This window comes from Brevundimonas sp. UBA5713, assembly GCF_002419815.1.
In the GTDB taxonomy this organism is placed as follows: domain Bacteria; phylum Pseudomonadota; class Alphaproteobacteria; order Caulobacterales; family Caulobacteraceae; genus Brevundimonas.
In genome coordinates this window covers 1-18,603 of sequence record NZ_DIGV01000055.1, presented here as the reverse complement: position 1 = coordinate 18,603, position 18,603 = coordinate 1, and the positions used below count along the sequence as shown (strand labels likewise).

The window sequence follows — 18,603 nt, the reverse complement described above, 5'->3', positions numbered from 1 at the left end:
CAAATTATGTGCAAACTCATGAAAATGACCGCAAAAGCAAAGCAAAGATCACCTCAACACCTCACTGACGAAAAAGGGATAGCCCTACTAAAGTCTTTACTACCGAAAAATTGGGTAATCAGAGAATACAAGCCAGATTACGGCCTAGATTTTGCAGTAGAAGTTTTTGAAAAAGATTCTGAATACCCGCAAACACTTGGTGAACATTTTTTGTTCAGTTAAAAAGCACTGAATCTCCCACCTTTCAAAAGAAAAAAATATACGAACGAGGGAATGTAGAAAAAAGTTTTGAGATTTTAGATAAAAGACAATTCAAAGAAGTAGAATGTTACAAATTCAAACTAGAAACGAGCGAATTGGTAACCATTCAGAGAATGGGAATAGCACTTCCTGTTTTATTAGTAATTGCAGATATAAAAAACAAAACATGCAATTTTGTATGCCTAAATGACTATATAGACAAAATACTTTTACCGCAAAAAGAAGATTATCGCAATAAATCAAGCAAAATGATTTATATACCTAAAGCAAATAGTATAAATTCTGAAGTCGGCACCAATGCTTTAAGGTGGTACGCCAAAAGATCAAAGCTTATTTCAGCATTTCAAAGATTTACGTATCAATATTCCGAATTAAAATTCCACTCTGATGGTGATTGGAGATCTATGGCGGAATACTTTGCAAAGAGAATTGAGGCGTATGATTTTTGGTATGACGTAGAAATGTGCCCAATTATTGGTCATTACCGCGATGGACTCAGAAGATTTATACATAATGGTCAACCAGAACTAATACAAAGCTCTATACCTTTAGTTGACATCACTACATTCCACGGAAATCCCAACGAAGAACAAAAAAAGCATGATATTTATATGTTGTGGCACGGACTATCAGTTTTGCCCAAAAACTATGAAGACATCTGGAGGGAATGGTTCCTCCCTACTTATTTGGGATTACTCACGAGCTACCCCGAAGATCTGTAACAATCCGTGATCACCCCACCCCCTATTCGTAACAGTAACTGTTCCTTATATAGCTCTCAACGACGCAGCAACGGGCTGCACACTTTAAGCGTTGGGGAGATCACCATGATCGATGTCCGTCCTTTCAATACCCTCGGTGGTGCCAACCACGGCTGGCTGAATGCCAAGCACCACTTCTCGTTCGCCAACTATTACGATCCGAACCGTATGGGCTGGGGCCGTCTGCGCGTCTGGAACGATGACGAGATCGGTCCGAAGTCGGGCTTCCCGCCGCACCCGCACGCTGACATGGAAATCATCACCTATGTCCGCACGGGGGCCATCACACACCAGGATTCCATGGGTAACCAAGGCCGCACTGGTGCTGGCGACGTTCAGGTCATGAGCGCCGGCACGGGTGTTCGTCACGCCGAATACAATATGGAAGACGAGCTGACGACGCTGTTCCAAATCTGGATCGAGACCGATCGTCCGGGTGCAGAACCTTCGTGGGGTCAGCGCGAGTTTCCGAAGTCGGACCGCTCGGGCAAGTTCACCGTCGTCGCCTCCGGCGATCCGGCAGACGAAGCCCTGAAGATCAACGCCGACGCCAAGGTTCTGGCGGCCACGCTGAAGGCTGGCGAGAGCCTGAGCTATGAGCTGAAATCGGGCCGCCGCGCCTATCTCGTCCCCGCCGTGGGTCAGGTGGACGTGAACGGCACCCAGCTCAACGCCCGCGACGGCGCAGGCATCATCGACGAGGCCGTGATCACCATCACCGCCAAGGAGGATGCCGAACTGGTCATGGTCGACAGCCTCTAAGGCCGACTGACCTCCGAAACGACAAAGGGCGCTGGATCACTCCAGCGCCCTTTTCTATACGCGCACCCACACCATGCGGGCATTGGCATAGGGTTGGCCCTGATCGTCGGCCTCTCGCTGGCTTTCGATGGTGAAGCCATAGCGTTCATAGAAGGCTACGGCCCTGGTGTTGTCGGTATAGACTTCCAGCGTCAGCACATTGTTGCGGCTGGCGGCAAAATCCAGCAGCGCCCGACCGATCCCCTGCCCCTGATGGGCCGGATCGACGAACAGGGCCGCGATGTGGCTTTTCAGCAGACACACAAAGCCAACCGCCTGCCCGTCTGTTTCCGCCACCCATGTGCTGGCCATCGGCAGGTAGACGTCCTCCATCAGCGGTTGCTGCTCGCGCAGGGTCGCCTCGCCGATAAAGGGGTGAGCGATCACCGAGGCCCGAAGCCAGATATCGGACAGGCGCGCCGTATCTCTGTCCGCCTCAAACGGGCGCAGGGTCAGGTTGGTCGTCATCTTGGTTTCAAAGCCTATGCGCGGATTCTGACGTAGTAAGACGCGCGCCATGACCCTTTTTAGGTGATGCCCGGATAGGTCGATATAACACAGTTAGAACAACTACCAAGGTAGCCACACGGCCACTGAACGCTTAAGGCTAAGGCTCCGAACTACACAGGTACCGCCATGCGCTCGACTGCCTCCACCCTGATCCGCCTGTCTGTCGCGACCTTGTGCGCGATGGCCCTCTCCGGTTGCGTGGTAGGGACTGTCGTGGGGGCCGGTGCCGCCGTGGTGGGCGGTGCGGCCAAGGCCACAGGTGCCGTCGTCGGCGCGGGCGTCGATGCGGTCACCACTTCGGACGAAGAATTGCGCGCCAAGCGCGAAAAGGCAGAACGCCGCTGCGAGCGCCGACAGCGCCGCGGTCTGGAGTGCTAAGACTCCGGCCATAGGCAGCGTAAAAACGGCTTGCCGCGCCCCTTCGTGGACCTATGATCGTCCAAAGTTACGAGGGGGTTATATTAAATGAGACAATCTATTTGGGCCTGCTGCGCCCTGATGCTGGTGGCGACGCCCGTTGTGGCCCAACCGGTGCCGCTGGCGTCGGAGGCGGCGCGCTTTCAGGCGCAGGACCTGTTCAATCTGGAGGTCGCATCCGACCCGCAGATCAGCCCTGACGGCTCGCGCATTGTCTATGTGCGCCAAACCGCAGACATCATGACCGACCGTATGCGCCCGACGATCTGGATGATCGACGTGCGCACGGGCCAGCAATCGCCGCTGGTCGCATCCTCTGGATCACACAGCCAGCCGCGCTGGTCTCCCGATGGCACGCGCGTGGCCTATATCTCGACCGCAGAGGGCGGACGCGCCCAGCTGTTCGTGCGCTGGATCGACAGTGGCGAGTCCGTGCGTGTGACCAACCTGCCCAACACGCCGACCGGCCTCAGCTGGTCGCCGGACGGGACCAAGATCGCCTATTCCGTACTGGTGGCTGGTCAAGCCCCGAAGCTGGGCACCGCGCTGACCAAGCCCGAAGGCGCGCAGTGGGCACCGCCGCTGGAAGTGATCGATTCCGTCGCATATCGCGCCGACGGTCAGGGCTATCTGAAGCCCGGCTATCGCCAAGTGTTCATTGCCCCCGCAGATGGTGGCGGCGCACGACAGGTCACGGATGGACAGTTTCACCACAGCGGCAAGCTGTCGTGGTCGCCCGACGCCACCACCCTCTATCTCAGCGCCAATCGCGGTCCGGACTGGCAGCGCGAAAGCAACAACAGCGAGGTCTATGCGCTGGACGTGCGCTCAGGTGCGCTGACGGCTCTGACCGACCGCCTCGGCCCTGACCAGTCGCCCGTCGCCTCACCCGATGGTCGCCTCGTCGCCTATGTCGGCTTCGACGACCAGCGCATGGGTTATCACAACAGCCGACTGTATGTGATGAACCCCGACGGCTCCAACCGCCGCGTACTGACGGGCGATCTGGACCGTTCGGTCCAGTCTCCGGTCTGGAGCAAGGACGGGCGCTCGATCCTGTTTGCCTATGACGACCACGGCACCACCACCGTTGCGCGCGTCACGCTGGACGGCACGGTTTCCACGGTCATTCAGGGCCTCAGCGGCGACGACATCGGTCGCCCTTACACCGGCGGCTCATTCTCGCTGGCCAATGATGGCACCATCGCCTTCACGCGCGGCAGCGCCCTGCGTCCTGCCGACATCCACGTCGCGCGCCAAGGTCGCCAGACCCAGCTGACGCGCCTCAACGCCGACTATCTGGATGGCAAGACCTTGGGCGCGGTCGAGAGACTGGAGGTCGCTTCCTCGCATGACGGCCGTGCGATTGAATCGTGGCTGACCCTTCCGGCGGGCTATGTGGAAGGCCAGAAATATCCGCTGGTGCTGGAAATCCACGGCGGGCCGTTTGCCGCCTATGGCCCGCACTTTGCCACCGACAACCAACTGTTGGCAGCAGCGGGCTATGCGGTGCTGTCGGTGAACCCGCGCGGCTCGACGTCGTATGGTGACGAGTTCGCCAACCTGATCCACCACAACTATCCCAGCAATGACTATAACGACCTGATCAGCAGCGTCGATGCTGTGATTGCGCGCGGTGTGGCTGATCCGGATCGCCTGTTCGTCACGGGTGGCTCCGGCGGCGGCGTGCTGACCAGCTGGATCATCGGCAAGACCGACCGCTTCAAGGCCGCCGTGGTGCAAAAGCCGGTAATTGACTGGGCCAGCTTTGTGCTGACCGCCGATAACCCCGCCTTCTTCGCCCGCTATTGGTTCGGCGAGTTCCCGTGGGAAAATCCGCAGACCTATTGGCAGCGTTCGCCGCTGTCGCTGGTCGGCAATGTGACCACGCCGACCATGGTGGTGGTCGGCAGCGAGGACTATCGCACGCCTGTCAGCGAGTCCGAGCAGTACTACACCGCCCTGCAGCTGCGTGGCGTACCGACCGCTCTGGTGAAAATCCCCGGCGTCGGTCACAGCCTGGCTGTGCGTCCGTCACAGAATGCCGCCCGTATGAGCGCCATTCTGGAATGGTTCGAACGCTATAAGAATGGCGCGCCTACGTCGCCTGCGACGACGACGGCACAGCCGTAAGTGAACATCCGGCGCGCTGTTGATCCTGATCATGGCGCGCCGGAACTCATCCCGCGGCTTTAATGCTCGCGGGGTGCAACACGGCCCAAGGTCCAGACGATCAGACCCGCCACGCTCAACGCGCCTACCGACATCAGGACGGACACGACCGCGGCGCTATCTCCAGCTTGCAACGCCCAAGCACAGGCCATCAGCACACCGCCGCCAACCACGATCTTGGCCAGCATATGGGCGAATGCGGCTACGGCCCGCTGTTTAGCCACACGGTTCAACACCCCGTACTCTAAAACAGGATCGGGCTGCTTGGGCGTATCGAGCGCCATCAAGGCCATCAGTTTCTGTTCAGCGGTCATTCGACACCTCCCAGTGCGGCGAGAAGCTTTTCCCGCCCACGCGTTAGATGGGACTTTACCGTCCCCAGTGGCAAGTTCAGCGAAGCCGATATCTCGGCGTGGGTCCAGCCTTCGCCCAGCGAGAGCGCCACACAGGCCCGCGCATCGGGCGCAAGGGTCTGCATGGCCTGTTCCAACGCCATCCGGTCTTCCTGACTGACGCCTTGCGGCAAGGATAGGGATTGCAGCCAATCCTGATCGCGTCGGGCGCGGCGCTGGTGGCTGCGGATGTGATCCTGCGCCCTGCGCCACGCGATCCCGATCAGCCATGACTTGAACCGATCCGGCTCGCGCACTGAATGTAGGCTCTGCCATGCGTGGACAAAGACGTCCTGCGCGACATCGTCAGCATCGGCCCAGCCGCCGCCCAGCATGCGGCGCAGAAACCCTCGCACCACAGTCTGATGGCTGGCGACCAGTCGCCCATAAGCAATGTCCGAGCCGTTTTGGGCCTCTGACAGCCACTGCCTGTCTTGCGGTGTCATTTCCCCGCGCCCCGTCCGTACGGGCCTACTTCTTCACACTGAGGCCAATGGCCATGATCAAGGCCCACACACCCACCGCGCCCATGGTAAAGGCCACTATGGCGAACGGATACATCACATCGCCCGTGCCCCAAGCCGCATAGGCAAAGCCCGCCGCAAACACAGCAAACAGCCCGACCAGCGACCAATAGTGCATCGGCCCTTGCGTCTTGGGAGGGCCAGCAGACGCCAATGTGCTGGGCGCGTTCAGACCCGGCTCCGCTAGACAGTGCGACTTGCTCAGGGCCGCCAGCACCTCCTGCGGTGGGGCCTCGCCCTTGTCGGCATAGACCTTGAGCACATCCAGCATGGCGCGATGCTGGCGATACTTCAGGTATGAAGTGAAGGCGGCATAGAAAATCCCGAAGATCGGGATCAGCATGGCAAGATACAGAAAGTTCATAACAGCGCCCTCCGGTGGCGACGATAACGTGGTTCTATCCGTTAGTCGTCACCGAGGAGGCTGCTGGATGCAGCGCAGGTAAAAAAGCGCGCTTCCTACCGGACACCGATGTATTTGTGCGTCTGGATGCTGAGCCGCCATTGCGGGTGCTTCAGGCAATAGTCCATGGCCGCCTGGGTGTTGGCGGCTTGCTCCGGCCCATCCATTGGTTGTAGCCAGAAGCGCTCGAAATCCATGTGCTCGAAACGCTCGGGCATGGCCTTCTCCTGCGGATAGACCAGTTTTAGTTCCTGCCCCGAGGTTTGGACCACTTCGGCGTCGGCCTTGGGGCTGATGCAGATCCAATCGATGCCTTCGGGGGCCTTGATCGTGCCGTTGCTCTCGATGGCGATCTCGAAGCCGCGCGCGTGCAGGGCGTCGATCAGCGGCGCATCCAGTTGCAGCAGTGGCTCGCCGCCCGTGCAGACGACCAGTTTGGGGTCGCCCTCGCGGCTCGTCCAGAAGCTGTTGACGTGGTCAGCCAGCAGTGCGGCGGTCTTGAACTTGCCGCCGCCGTCGCCGTTGGTGCCGACGAAATCGGTATCGCAAAAGGTACACACGGCGGTGTCGCGGTCACGCTCCAGCCCGCTCCACAGGTTGCAGCCCGCAAAGCGCAGGAAAACCGACACGCGACCCGCCTGCCCCGCTTCTCCCTGCACCGTCAGAAAGGTTTCTTTGACCGAATAAGTCATTGGCCTTCCTTCCACTGGCGATAGCCCGCTTCGCGCAGTTCACAGGCCGCGCAGCTGCCACAGCCATAGCCCCAGTCGTGGCGATGCTCGCGGTCACCCGCATAGCAGGTGTGCGAGGTCTCGATGATGGCGTCCACCAAGGCTTGGCCGCCGATCTGGTGCGCCAGTTCCCACGTCTGGGCCTTGGTCAGATACATCAGCGGGGTTTCAATCGGCACCGGACGGTCCAGCCCCAGCGTCAGCGCCTGTGACATGGCGTCAATGGTGGCCTGACGGCAATCGGGATAGCCGGAATAGTCCGTCTCGCAAACGCCGGTTACCAGCACCTTCAGACCGCGACGGTCGGACAGCGCCGCCGCCGCCGTCAGGAAGATCAGGTTGCGCCCCGGCACAAAGGTGGCCGGCAAGCCGCGCTCGTCCATCTCTATGGCGACCTCGCTGGTCAGGCTGCTTTCGGCGATGCGGCCATAGCCGGTCAGGTCCACCACATGGTCCGGACCCAGCCTGTCTGCATATTGGGACAAGACGCTCTTCATCGTCTCGCGCACATTCAGTCGCGCCTGCATCTCCACGACGTGGCGCTGGCCATAATCAAAGCCGATAGTCTCTACACGACGATAACGCTCCAGTGCCCATGCCAGACAGGTGGCACTGTCCTGCCCGCCCGAGAAGAGAACAAGGGCAGTGTCGGCCAAGGTGGCCTCCTCGAGCGGAGACGTCGAGTTGATTTCGTTCATGAAAAACCTGCGGTCGGCCTTTTGGCCGCGCGCATCCACACAGACTGGAGAACTAGGGGTAGAGCGCGCCTTATATAGTGCGGCGCGCCACATGCAAAATGGGCCGCAAACAGCCCTTGGTCTCGCTTGTCACCAAAACAGGCTTAAGTTGTCTGCATAAGCTTAGCAGCTTAACCGTTCCGCAAAGTTTCGGTGTGACTTTGGTCTCGTACCAGCGGAGTGCCGGCCTTGCCGACCATTGATTTGCTCGCAGAACGCGTCGCACCAGTTCACCCACAGGCGTCAGTCGCCGAAGTGTACAACTGGTTCTCGGCGAACCCTGACGCCCTGGCCTTGCCAGTGGTGGAAAACGGTCGCCCTGTCGGGCTGATTGACCGTCAAGATTTCCTGCTGAAACTGGCCGAGCCGCTGGGTCACAGCCGATATGGTTCGCGTCCGATCGAAAAGATCATGGACCCCGAGCCGGCGGTCGTTTCGCACGACACCAAGGTTCACACCTTCTCAGACATCGTACTCAAAAGCAGCGCTGGCACTATGATGCGCGGCTTTATCGTCACCAAGGGCGGTAACTATTGGGGTGTCGGCACCGTCATCTCCCTGCTGCGCCTCGCCAATGATGCACAGGCCCGGGCCATCGGCGAACGCGACCAGCAGATTGCTAGCCTGATGTCTGAAAAGGCCAGTAGCCCCCATATCGCCTCGGCCAAGTCCGGTTTTGTGGATCTGGTTGAACGAGAACTGAAATCGCCTCTGCAATCCATCCAGACCTTTGCTGACATGCTGGGCCGACAGCCGCTGCCTGCTCTTGTTCTTGAACAGGTGGCAGCGATCAGGGATGCGTCGCACGACGCTATGGAGCGCCTGAACAGCGCGCGCGATCTGGTTCACCTTGAGCACGGGCAGCTGCAGTTCAACCTCGAGCCTACGCTGATCCGCAGCTTCGTCGACGAGATCGCCAACACTTGGACCACACGCGGCGCACAGGATGGCGTTTCGATCATCGTCAGCTATGAGGGTGATACCGAACTGACGGCCATGCTGGACCGACCCCGCTTTGCCCGCACGGTAAACACCCTAATCGAAAACGCGCTGCGCCTGGTTCGTAACGGAATCATCGAAGTGGGCCTCAAGGCCGAAGTCCACGGCAGTCAGGTATGTCTCGGTGCCCGCGTAAGGGATGACGGCCCCGGACTGGATGCAGACCAGTTGAAGAACTGGCAGTCGGAAGAGGGTCTGCATGACGGCATGGACCTGACCGCAGCCAGCCTGTTGTTGAAAGCTTTTGGCGGGCGCATTTGGGCCGAGAACAATCAAGGGCGCGGTGCCACCTATGCCTTTGATGTGAATGTCTCTCGCGCCATTATCGAAGACGCAGCCGACGAGAACGTAACCCATCTGGAACGGCTGGACATCAATAGCCACCCTCACGTGCTGATTGCCGACGACAACGCGACCAACCGCGTGGTCGCACAGGCCTTGTGCGAAATGTTCGGCTGCACCTGCGAGACTGTCGAGGACGGCCAGTACGCCGTTGAAGCCATCCAAACCGGGCGGTTCGACATGGTACTCATGGACATCAAGATGCCCCGGATGGACGGCGTGCAGGCCACTCGCGCCATTCGCGCCATGGGCGGCGACTTGGCGTCACTGCCTATCATTGCCCTGACGGCAAATGCTGATCCAGACGATGCGCTCGGCTATGTCGCGGCTGGCATGATGTGCGTGGTCGAAAAGCCGATCAAACCCGAGCGACTGCGCATGGCCATGGTGCGCGCATTGTCGGGGGAAGTGATCAGCGATAACACAACAGTGTTGCGACAGGTTAGCTAAGCGCGCCGGGGGGCTGGACAGGTCTTGCCGACCTGTTCACCAATACGTTCCGTATCAAAGGATTACGGATGCCTAACCCCGAACTTCTCAATATCCTGCCGCAGTTGGCGTCAGGCTCGGCCCACACCCATACGCTCGGGTTCAAACTCGAATCCGTGGATGGCAAAAAGGTGCGACTGCGCGCCCCCTACAAGCCCGAGTTTGTCGGCGACCCGCTGACCGGCGTTCTGTCCGGCGGACTGGTCAGCACCTTGCTGGATCACGTTGGCGGTCTGTCTGTCTGGCTGGCACTGGACCAGTTTCAGTCCATCGCCACTCTGGATCTGCGCGTCGATTATATGCGCGCCGCGGCCCCAGGGCGTGACCTGATCGCCGAGGCCCACTGTTACCGTCTGAACCGGACCATGGCCTTTGTTCGCGCCTGGGCGTTCGAGGACGATCCCTCCGATCCCGTCGCAGCGTCGCAAGCCGCCTACATCATCCACAAGCCCTCGCTACGCAAAGATCTGGCCAACGCCAAAGGCGGTGCCGCATGACCAAACCCCTGCTCGACCACCTGCCCTACGCCCAGTTCCTTAATCTGCGCACCGAGATTTACGGCGACGACGTCACCGTCATTATGCCGTTTGCCGACCATTTGATCGGCAATCCCATGATTCCGGCTCTGCATGGCGGCACCACGGCGGCCCTGCTGGAAATGGCGGCTATGGCCAAGGTCTCACACACCTATCCCCGCCTGCGTCTTCCCCGCCCGATCAATGTTTCGGTCGCCTATCTGCGCAGCGGCGCGGCTCAAGATGTCTATGCCCGCGCCCATATTGGCAAGGCAGGACGGCGAGTCGCCTACGTGACCGCCGAGGCGTGGCAAGAGAGTCAGGACAAGCCCATCGCCACCCTGACCGCACATTTCCAACTCGATGAAAATTCAGAGGATTCCAGCCCCGGGCGTTAACCTTGGTTAAAAAAGTGTTAACAAACCCTTTACGAACAAGCTTAACAGTTGGTAAACGTATATCGCCAGATCGGCGTTATATGAGGGGTACCCAATGGACCGCACTGAAGTAGTCACCGGAATTGCGAACGAACTCTACGCCACGGAACTGGCTGTAGATGACGCGATCTCGCACGCTGCTGCCATGGTTCAGGCCTTGATTGCGGGCCGTAACGAGCTGTCGATCTCCGCCATCGCCGGCACAGCCTCGCAAACCAAGGCCATGGAAACGCTGGCGGCTCTCTCGGCAGCCCGCGAAGCCATCGTGTCGTGCCACGAGGAAATGCAGAAAGATCACCGCCGCATGGGCTGGGGCACCTACGCCGCAGGCACCCGCGACAAGCCGTCGGATCTGGACAAGCTGCTGCCGGGCAACCACTACCAGCCGCACCTGCGCGCCGTATGAAATTTTAGTCATACAACGAGTTTCGTTCTGCGAAACGGCTAAGTTAAGCTACAAAGCCCTCAACCTTTGCGTTGGGGGCTTTCGTGTTTGAGACAGCAATAGGTCTTATCGGTGCAGGACTAACCGCAATTGTATGCGTGTTCGCACTGATAGCTGGTGAAAAGATCGAACGCGTCGGGGCGATATCTTACCTCGTGGCTTGGCTAGCAACCACGCTGATCATCGCAAGCTTCGGCGACGAGGGACAAGGTAACTGGTTCATGCTGGCTATCGACCTAGCTCTGCTAAGCACCTTCGCAGCTATCGTGTGGAAAGCCCCCCGGAATTGGCCTGTGTGGGCCTGCGCTTTCCAGATTCTGATCGTTGCTAGCCAAGTCCTGATCCTCAGTAATTTCGATACCCCAATCGTCAGCTACTACATCATTGTGAATATGGCCTCGATTGGCATCCTGATCTCCATCGCCATCGGCACCTTCATGGCATGGCAAGAGCGGGCCGCGATCGGGCGGGCCCATGATGAACTGGGTGGATATTCCTGAGGGGTTAACCTAGTCTGGGCTTCCCCTAGGAAGTCCCCATGCCGCTATCGCACGCCAAGGTCTGGAAGGGCTTGGACGCACTGGCCAGACGGGAAGGCACAACCCCATCGGGATTAGCGTGTCGCGCCGGACTGGACCCCACAAGCTTCAACCCTTCCAAGAGGTTCGCTTCCGGCCATCCAGCGCGGCCCCGCTGGCCTTCGACTGAAAGCCTGATGCGCGTACTGTCGGCAACCGGACTGTCGCTGGCGGAGTTCGCCACGCTGGCCGACGATGCAGGCCCTGAACCCTCGCTTCCGGTTTTGGGATTGGCCAAGGCTGGTGATCAGGGCTTCTTTGATGATGCAGGCCTGCCCCTGTCGGAGGATTGGGACCGCGCCGCCCTGCCCCGCCCTAAGGACACATTGTTCAGTCTGGAAATCGACGGGGATTCCATGGTCCCGCTGTACCGTCCTGGCGACAAGGTCATTGTCGATCTGGATCAGTCACAGGTGCGGCGCGGCGACCGCGTGGCCCTACGCACGCGATCCGGCGAAACCTTGGCCAAGGAACTGCGCGACATCACCGCCACGGCCCTCACCCTCTATTCCTATAATCCGGACTATCCTGACCGCATCATCGCCCGCGAGGACGTGGTCTGGATCGCGCGGATCATCTGGGTCAGCCAATAGAAAAGGCCGCCCCGGCTGGACGGGACGGCCTTTTCCTCTGACATCGGGCCAAAAAGCCCTGTGCCCAAATCAGTAGTTGCTGACGTAGCGGGCGTTCACCCAGCCACCACCGGCGATCTGCACCCATTCACCTTCCGAACCAATAGCCGTGAAGGGCTGGCCGGCGGACAGATTGCCGACCTGACGATAGTTGGTACCCGGCCCCGAACGGATGCGCAGGTTCGACGTCGATCGATACATGTTTTCGCCGCCCTGTTGAGCCGCACGCGCGCGTTGCTGGTTACAGCCTATGTACGAGCCCGCCGCCGCACCGGCACCAGCGCCCACCACCGCACCCAGCGTCCGTTCATTGCGCGAGACCTGACTACCCGCCAAACCGCCCAATACAGCGCCAATAGCGGCACCCGCTTGCTGGCGCCCACCGGGTGCATCACAGTTGGTGATGCCATTGGCTTGCTGGGCATTGGCGGTCATCGGCACAGCTGCCGCACCCATGGCCGCAATCAACGAAGCGGTGGCCAGACCGGCCTTAAAGAATTTCGACATGGCTCTCTCCTTATCGTCGAGTTGGTCGTTGATAGGAGAATGCATCAACCGGCCTGAAGGCTCCCCGACAGTCACTGTCAGAAACTGTTCATCGACCAGCAAAAAGGCCGCCTCCTTGCGAAGACGGCCTTTAAACTCAAGCTTTTGAACCGATCAGGCGGCCAGTTCGCCATTGGCACCTTTTTCGATCAATTCGATCGATTGAGGCAGGCCATAGATGGCCGCGAACGAGCCAAAGCGCGGACCTTGCGAGGCACCCAGCAGCACTTCGTACAGGGCCGCAAACCATGCGCGCAGCGGCTCAAAACCATGTTCTTTGCCGACGGCATAGACTTCGTTCTGGATGACTTCGCCATCGGTCGTGTCCTGCGGCAGAGCCTTAAGACGCGCGGCCAGATCCAGTAGCGCCGCCTTTTCCATCTCGGTCGGTGCGCGATAGACCTTCGTGGGTTTCACGAAGTCCTCATAGTAGTTCAGCGCATAGTCCATCAGACGGTCGAGTAGCGGCTCGTTTTCCGGCGTGGCGTTCGGCAGATACTTCGCGAAATAGGCCCAGAGCTGATCCTTGTTGGACGCATTGGCCACGCCCACCAGGTTCATCATCAGCGAGAAGCTGACCGGCGAGGTCGTCTCCGGCGGATTGCCCCCGTGGATCGACCAGACTGCATTGTCGATCTGCTTGTTCGGTTCCTGGGTCTTGTACTGCTCGACGAAGGACATCCAGTCGTCGGTCGCGCGCGGGATCACGCCGAAGTGCAGGCTCTTGGCCGACTTGGGCGACTGGAACATGTACCAGCTCAGCGATTCCGGCGGACCGTAACGCAGCCACTCTTCCATCGTCAGGCCATTGCCCTTCGACTTGGAGATCTTCTTGCCCTCGATGTCGAGGAACAGTTCGTAGTTGAAGCCCACCGGCGGCGAACCATCCAGAGCGCGACAGATCTTGCCGCTCTCGCGCACGGACTCGATCAGGTCCTTGCCGGCCATCTCGTAATCGACGTCCAGAGCGGTCCAGCGCATGGCCCAGTCCGGCTTCCACTGAAGCTTCACATGGCCACCGGTGACAGGAACCTCGGCGCGACCGCCAGCGGGGTCGTCAAACACGATGGTGCCCTTCTCGAGATTGCGCTCTAGGGTCGGCACCTGCAGCACGTGGCCCGTGATCGGGCTGATCGGCAGGAAGGGCGAATAGGTCGCGCGGCGCTCTTCACCCAGCGTCGGCAGCATGATGCCCATGATGGCGTCATAACGCTCAAGCATCAGCAGCAGGGTCTCGTCAAAGCGGCCCGACCTATAGGTCTCGCTGGACGACATGAATTCGTAGTCAAAGCCGAAGCTGTCGAGGAAGGCGCGCAGACGGGCGTTATTGTGCGCGCCAAAGCTGTCATGGGTGCCAAACGGGTCGCGCACCTTAGTCAGCGGCAGGTGCAGGTCCTCGCGCAGCATCTCAGGATTGGGGATGCCTTCCGGCACCTTGCGGAAACCGTCCATATCGTCCGAAAAGGCGATCAGCTTGGTTTCCCAGTGGTCGCCGGTCAGGGCGCGGAACGCATTGCGCACCATGGTGGTGCGGGCCACTTCGCCGAAAGTGCCCATGTGCGGCAGGCCCGAGGGGCCATAGCCGGTCTCGAGAATGACCGGACGGCCAAGACCTTCGAACTGTTTCAGAGCCTCATCCGCCTTGCCAGCATCGATCAGGGACTGCGCGACAGCGCGGTCGGCGTCCGACAACCGTTTTTTGAGCACGTGCGCCAGCAGATTACGGGCTTGCTCAAACGGCCACGAACGGGCCTCACGGGACAGGGATTCAAGGTTCTGAAGCATGCAGCGGGGTTTGACGCTTCATGCGCGCGGGGTCAACGCCGACTTGGGCTGACCGATGTGGTTTTTAGGCACTTATCGCGCCCTGAGCACATTGCGGATGGCCAAACTGGACTGAATCCGCGACACGCCAGGCAGTCGCGACAGCACATCTTTGTGCAACACCTCATAGGCCGCCATGCTGGGGGCTACGGCGCGCACGATATAATCAGCGGCCCCCGCCATCAGATAACAGTCACGGATTTCGGGATAATGGCGCACGGCCTCCTCGAACCGGCGCATCTGCTCATCTGTCTGTTTTTCCAGTGTGATTTGTACGAAGGCGACAATGCCCTCGTCCTCGTCAGCACCCAGAATGGCGGTGTACCCGCGAATGACGCCGCGCGTCTCCAACTGGCGCACACGGCGCAGACAAGCCGAGGCTGACAAGCCCACCTGATCGGCCAAATCTGCATTGCTGATACGGCCCTCGGTGCGCAGAATCTGAACGATCCGGCGATCCACATCATCCAGCAGCATTGCAATCTCCTAGCGCCCGAGCCGCAGATAATTGCGTTTAGTCCATTTATGACGCAGATCAATGCGTATTGAGGCAGGAAAATCCTTATTCTTGCGCGTAGTTTTCGCCAAATCGGCCCGCGTCGGGCCTGTCAGCGCGAGCTTTCCCCATGCGTGTTCTGGTTCTTGGCGCAGGTGTCATCGGCACCACCACGGCTTGGTATCTCAATCAGGCCGGTCACGAGGTCACTGTCGTGGACCGTCTTTCGGGTCCGGCGCTGGAGACCAGCTATGCCAATGCCGGTCAGGTCTCGCCCGGTTATTCCGCGCCATGGGCCGCGCCGAACATCCCGACCAAGGCCATCAAATGGCTGCTGATGAACCACCCGCCGCTGATCCTGCATGCCAAGCTTGATCCTGCCATGATCCGCTGGACGCTGCAGATGCTGCGCAACTGCACTGCCGCCCGCTATGCGGTGAACAAGGGCCGTATGGTGCGTCTGGCGGAATATGCGCGCGACGAACTGGACCATCTGCGCCAGAAGACCGGCATCCAGTACGACGGTCGCCAGCAAGGCACGCTGCAACTGTTCCGTACCGAAAAGCAGCTGAAGGATGCCCATAAGGACGTCGAGGTCCTGAAATCCGAAGGCGTACCGTTCGAACTGCTGGACCCGGAAGGCTGCCGTCGCGCCGAGCCGGGTCTGACCTTCTCGGACGTGCCCTATGTGGGCGCGCTGCGCTTGCCGGGTGATGAAACCGGCGACTGCCGCATCTTTACCCAGACGCTGGCCAAGATGGCCGAGGATGCGGGCGTGACGTTCCGCTGGAATGAATCCGTGCTCAGCGTCCAGCGCAATGCCGACGCCATCGAAGGCGTGGTCACCGACAAGGAGACCCTGACCGCCGATGCCTATGTGATGGCGCTGGGGTCATGGTCGCCGCAACTTGCCAAGGCGCTGAACCTGAACCTGCCGATCTATCCGGTGAAGGGCTACTCCATCACCGCCAACATCGTGGACGAAGCTCGCGCGCCGGTATCGACCGTGATGGATGAAAGCTACAAGGTCGCGATTACCCGTCTGGGCAACCGTATTCGCGTGGGCGGCATGGCGGAACTGAACGGCTATAACAAGGACCTGTCCGAGCGCCGTCGCGGCACTTTGAACTATTCGGTCAGCAGCCTCTTCCCCGGTGCGGGCGATCTGGAAACTGCCGAGTTCTGGACCGGCCTGCGCCCCAACACGCCGGACGGCACCCCCATCGTCGGCGGCACCAAATACAAGAACCTGTGGCTGAACACCGGCCACGGCACGCTGGGCTGGACCATGTCTTGCGGCTCGGCAGCGGTGATCCGCGATCTGGTGACGGGCGCGCAACCGGCCATCGAAACCCATGATCTGGGCCTGTCGCGCTACGCTGGATAAAGGCAGCACTTGACCGCGCCTGCGGTCAGGTGTTCACCGCGCCTGTGAAAACTTCCGACTTCGACTTTGACCTGCCCGAGGACCGCATTGCCGTGCGGCCCGTTTCTCCGCGTGACAGCGCCCGCTTTCTGGTTGTGAAGGACGGCGCGCTAGAAGATCGCATTGTGCGTGATCTTCCGGACCTGCTGCAGCCTGGCGATGCGCTGGTGTTCAACGACACCCGCGTGATCCCTGCCCGTATGAGCGGCGTCCGCGAGCGTGTGGGTCCGGAAGGCGAAACCCTGACGGTCGAGGTCGAAGCCACCCTGCACCACCGCGATGCGCCCGACGTCTGGTCTGCCTTTATGAAGCCGGGCAAGCGCCTGAAGGTCGGCGACCGCGTGCGCTTTGGCAGTACCGAAGATCGCGCCTGCGAGGCCTCGGCCCTAAACGCCACCATCGAAGCCAAGGGCGAAGACGGCTTGGTGACGCTGAAATTCGATCTGGCGGGCCCCGCGCTGGATGACGCCATCCGCAATGTCGGCGTCATGCCCCTGCCCCCCTATATCGCGGCCAAACGCCCCGAGGACGAGCAGGACCAGAAGGACTATCAGACCGTCTATGCCCAGCATGACGGCTCGGTCGCGGCCCCGACAGCGGGCCTGCATTTCACACCGGAGCTACTGCAGCGACTTCGTGATCGAGGCGTCTCGACCCACGCCGTAACCCTGCACGTGGGCGCAGGCACCTTCCTGCCGGTCAAGGCCGACGACACCAAGGACCACAAGATGCACTCCGAATGGGGTACGGTGTCCGAGGAAACGGCCAACGCCCTGAATGAAGTCCATGCCAAGGGTGGCCGCATTGTCTGTGTCGGCACCACCTCCCTGCGCCTGCTGGAAAGCGCGACGGGAGAAGACGGCATCATCCGGCCCTTCCACGACGACACGGCCATCTTCATCACGCCGGGCTATAAATTCCGCGCGGTTGATGTGCTGATGACCAATTTCCACCTGCCGAAATCGACCCTGTTCATGCTGGTCAGCGCCTTTGCGGGCTTCGAGACCATGCAGGCTGCCTACAAGCACGCTATCCAGAACGAATACCGCTTCTATTCCTATGGGGACGGCAGCCTGTTGTTCAGGGCGTCGGCCTAGAATACGCCCACAGCCGCCTGCGCCCAGATCAGGGTCACCACCGCAGCGACAATAACCCCTGCGGTCGCTCTGGCACGGGCGGATTTCAGCCGTCTGACCGCCAACTCGACCAGCAATCCGGCACTTCCCAACAGAAGGATGGCGAAGGCGAAATCTTCAACGCCCCAGTTTACGCTCTCGGTAAAAAGCATGCTGACTGCGGGCAGAAGGAGCAAGGCCACAATCCAACCCCACATAAGGGTGCGCCAGTGACGGCTGAAAGTCTGCGATGCCGTATGCGATAACAAAGCCATAGCTGCACCTCTGAAATAATCGGATCAGGCGACCCCTGCCCCAAATAATACGCCAGATTTGGCACCGTTCGGTATCGCAAAGAATAATGCCGAACAGTGATTTGCTCAGAGGACAGAGCGGCTTATAGAGAGGTCATGCCTACACACTACGAAGACCTGCCCGAAGACCTTTCCGCCGCTCTGGACATTCTGGCCTCTGCCGCCACCGAGTTGCGTGATCCGTGGTGGGTATTTGGCGGGGCAGCCATGGCACTAAGCGGTCTGACGGAATGGCGCGTTCCAGACATTGACGTGATGTGCAGCCCACGGGATGCCAAGCTTCTGATTGAAAGCCTATATGGCGAGACCTCGCCTGATCCTGGTGAAGGCCTGTTCCGGTCGCGTGTCTATGGGCAAATCCTGACCACGCCGGTTCCGGTGGAGGTCATGGCCGAAATGGAGGTCCGCAACGGTGGCGAATGGACACTGGTGACCTTCGATAGTCGTATCCCTGTGGCGGTTGACGGCGGACGCATCTATATCCCCTCCGTCGCCGAGCAGATTGAGACCTGCAAACTGTTTGGCCGCCCCAAGGACCTGCAGCGCGCCGAACAGCTTCAGCGCCTGCTCTAACCGCGTAAGAACACTTTGCCTTTTCCGTTTGATATCAAGGCCACCGATGGCCGCGCCCGCACCGGCGTCCTGAAAACCGCACGCGGCGATATCCGCACGCCCGCCTTCATGCCCGTTGGCACAGCTGCCACGGTGAAGGCCCTGACGGTCGATCAGGTCAACC

At 59.9% G+C, this 18,603-nt stretch carries 24 protein-coding genes and 1 pseudogene; 15 read left to right on the top strand and 10 right to left on the bottom strand.

What is annotated here, in order from left to right:
• Positions 1-18 precede the first annotated feature (18 nt).
• The 3 genes from B3B04_RS13300 (at position 19) to B3B04_RS13290 (ending at position 1,784) form a co-directional block, all read left to right on the top strand.
• Positions 19-222, top strand: coding sequence for a DUF4365 domain-containing protein (locus B3B04_RS13300; RefSeq protein ID WP_292043565.1), 204 nt, complete (start codon positions 19-21; stop codon positions 220-222).
• 35 nt (positions 223-257) lie between these two features.
• Positions 258-983 (top strand): DUF4365 domain-containing protein, encoded by a 726-nt coding sequence (locus tag B3B04_RS13295; protein ID WP_292043633.1) that lies wholly within the window; start codon positions 258-260, stop codon positions 981-983.
• 105 nt (positions 984-1,088) lie between these two features.
• Positions 1,089-1,784 carry a pirin family protein gene (locus B3B04_RS13290; RefSeq protein ID WP_292043564.1) on the top strand — a complete coding sequence of 232 codons (696 nt, stop codon included), beginning with the start codon at positions 1,089-1,091 and terminating at the stop codon, positions 1,782-1,784.
• A 54-nt stretch (positions 1,785-1,838) separates the two neighbouring features.
• Here the strand turns inward: B3B04_RS13290 and B3B04_RS13285 are convergent, their stop codons facing one another.
• Positions 1,839-2,291 carry a GNAT family N-acetyltransferase gene (locus B3B04_RS13285; protein WP_292043563.1) on the bottom strand — a complete coding sequence of 151 codons (453 nt, stop codon included), beginning with the start codon at positions 2,289-2,291 and terminating at the stop codon, positions 1,839-1,841.
• A gap of 168 nt (positions 2,292-2,459) precedes the next feature.
• Between B3B04_RS13285 and B3B04_RS13280 the strand changes: the two genes are divergently transcribed.
• Entirely contained in the window at positions 2,460-2,711 is a 252-nt protein-coding gene (locus tag B3B04_RS13280) for a hypothetical protein (protein ID WP_292043562.1), read from the top strand.
• A gap of 87 nt (positions 2,712-2,798) precedes the next feature.
• Entirely contained in the window at positions 2,799-4,883 is a 2,085-nt protein-coding gene (locus B3B04_RS13275) for an alpha/beta hydrolase family protein (protein ID WP_292043561.1), read from the top strand.
• Between the two features lie 59 nt (positions 4,884-4,942).
• On the opposite strand, the gene B3B04_RS13270 is transcribed toward B3B04_RS13275, so the two are convergent.
• From B3B04_RS13270 to queC, 5 genes are all read right to left on the bottom strand, one after another.
• Positions 4,943-5,236 carry a hypothetical protein gene (locus B3B04_RS13270; protein ID WP_292043560.1) on the bottom strand — a complete coding sequence of 98 codons (294 nt, stop codon included), beginning with the start codon at positions 5,234-5,236 and terminating at the stop codon, positions 4,943-4,945.
• Positions 5,233-5,760 (bottom strand): RNA polymerase sigma factor, encoded by a 528-nt coding sequence (locus B3B04_RS13265; RefSeq protein WP_292043559.1) that lies wholly within the window; start codon positions 5,758-5,760, stop codon positions 5,233-5,235. Before B3B04_RS13265 ends, B3B04_RS13270 begins: the two co-directional genes overlap by 4 nt.
• Before the next feature lie 25 nt (positions 5,761-5,785).
• Positions 5,786-6,202 carry a hypothetical protein gene (locus tag B3B04_RS13260; protein WP_292043558.1) on the bottom strand — a complete coding sequence of 139 codons (417 nt, stop codon included), beginning with the start codon at positions 6,200-6,202 and terminating at the stop codon, positions 5,786-5,788.
• 95 nt (positions 6,203-6,297) lie between these two features.
• The gene (gene queE / locus B3B04_RS13255) at positions 6,298-6,933 is read right to left on the bottom strand and encodes a 7-carboxy-7-deazaguanine synthase (RefSeq protein ID WP_292043556.1); all 636 of its coding nucleotides are present in this window, start codon (positions 6,931-6,933) and stop codon (positions 6,298-6,300) included.
• Positions 6,930-7,670: a 7-cyano-7-deazaguanine synthase QueC gene (gene queC, locus B3B04_RS13250; protein ID WP_292043554.1), complete on the bottom strand. Its 741-nt coding sequence runs from the start codon at positions 7,668-7,670 to the stop codon at positions 6,930-6,932. The genes queE and queC overlap by 4 nt, the downstream gene beginning before the upstream one ends.
• Before the next feature lie 228 nt (positions 7,671-7,898).
• On the opposite strand from queC, the gene B3B04_RS13245 reads away from it, so the two are divergent.
• From B3B04_RS13245 to B3B04_RS13220, 6 genes are all read left to right on the top strand, one after another.
• Complete coding sequence (locus B3B04_RS13245; RefSeq protein WP_292043553.1) at positions 7,899-9,500, top strand: response regulator; 1,602 nt, start codon at positions 7,899-7,901, stop codon at positions 9,498-9,500.
• A 68-nt stretch (positions 9,501-9,568) separates the two neighbouring features.
• Complete coding sequence (locus B3B04_RS13240) at positions 9,569-10,036, top strand: PaaI family thioesterase (protein WP_292043551.1); 468 nt, start codon at positions 9,569-9,571, stop codon at positions 10,034-10,036.
• Positions 10,033-10,452, top strand: coding sequence for a PaaI family thioesterase (locus tag B3B04_RS13235; RefSeq protein ID WP_292043549.1), 420 nt, complete (start codon positions 10,033-10,035; stop codon positions 10,450-10,452). Before B3B04_RS13240 ends, B3B04_RS13235 begins: the two co-directional genes overlap by 4 nt.
• Positions 10,453-10,546: 94 nt before the next feature.
• Positions 10,547-10,897, top strand: a complete 351-nt coding sequence (locus B3B04_RS13230; RefSeq protein WP_292043547.1) for a hypothetical protein — start codon at positions 10,547-10,549, stop codon at positions 10,895-10,897.
• Between the two features lie 83 nt (positions 10,898-10,980).
• A complete protein-coding gene (locus B3B04_RS13225; protein ID WP_292043546.1) occupies positions 10,981-11,436 on the top strand; it encodes a hypothetical protein in 456 nt (151 codons plus the stop codon).
• A gap of 215 nt (positions 11,437-11,651) precedes the next feature.
• Complete coding sequence (locus B3B04_RS13220; RefSeq protein ID WP_292043545.1) at positions 11,652-12,107, top strand: S24 family peptidase; 456 nt, start codon at positions 11,652-11,654, stop codon at positions 12,105-12,107.
• 69 nt (positions 12,108-12,176) lie between these two features.
• Here B3B04_RS13220 and B3B04_RS13215 read toward each other — a convergent pair whose 3' ends face one another.
• From B3B04_RS13215 to B3B04_RS13205, 3 genes are all read right to left on the bottom strand, one after another.
• Positions 12,177-12,653: an SH3 domain-containing protein gene (locus B3B04_RS13215; RefSeq protein WP_292043544.1), complete on the bottom strand. Its 477-nt coding sequence runs from the start codon at positions 12,651-12,653 to the stop codon at positions 12,177-12,179.
• Positions 12,654-12,806: 153 nt separating this feature from the next.
• Complete coding sequence (locus B3B04_RS13210) at positions 12,807-14,477, bottom strand: lysine--tRNA ligase (RefSeq protein ID WP_292043542.1); 1,671 nt, start codon at positions 14,475-14,477, stop codon at positions 12,807-12,809.
• Between the two features lie 72 nt (positions 14,478-14,549).
• On the bottom strand, positions 14,550-14,993 hold the full coding sequence (locus B3B04_RS13205; protein ID WP_292043540.1) for an Lrp/AsnC family transcriptional regulator: 444 nt from the start codon (positions 14,991-14,993) through the stop codon (positions 14,550-14,552).
• A 128-nt stretch (positions 14,994-15,121) separates the two neighbouring features.
• On the opposite strand from B3B04_RS13205, the gene B3B04_RS13200 reads away from it, so the two are divergent.
• The gene (locus B3B04_RS13200; RefSeq protein WP_349679374.1) at positions 15,122-16,399 is read left to right on the top strand and encodes a D-amino acid dehydrogenase; all 1,278 of its coding nucleotides are present in this window, start codon (positions 15,122-15,124) and stop codon (positions 16,397-16,399) included.
• Positions 16,400-16,443: 44 nt separating this feature from the next.
• Complete coding sequence (gene queA / locus B3B04_RS13195) at positions 16,444-17,535, top strand: tRNA preQ1(34) S-adenosylmethionine ribosyltransferase-isomerase QueA (protein ID WP_292041020.1); 1,092 nt, start codon at positions 16,444-16,446, stop codon at positions 17,533-17,535.
• On the opposite strand, the gene B3B04_RS13190 is transcribed toward queA, so the two are convergent.
• Entirely contained in the window at positions 17,532-17,750 is a 219-nt protein-coding gene (locus B3B04_RS13190; RefSeq protein ID WP_292041022.1) for a hypothetical protein, read from the bottom strand. The two genes, queA and B3B04_RS13190, sit on opposite strands and share 4 nt — an antisense overlap.
• Positions 17,751-17,963: 213 nt before the next feature.
• Here B3B04_RS13190 and B3B04_RS13185 point away from each other — a divergent pair, with 213 nt between their 5' ends.
• Both B3B04_RS13185 and B3B04_RS13180 read left to right on the top strand, forming a co-directional pair.
• The gene (locus B3B04_RS13185) at positions 17,964-18,440 is read left to right on the top strand and encodes a hypothetical protein (protein WP_292041024.1); all 477 of its coding nucleotides are present in this window, start codon (positions 17,964-17,966) and stop codon (positions 18,438-18,440) included.
• 15 nt (positions 18,441-18,455) lie between these two features.
• Positions 18,456-18,603, top strand: a pseudogene (locus B3B04_RS13180) (tRNA guanosine(34) transglycosylase Tgt); the annotation flags it as partial.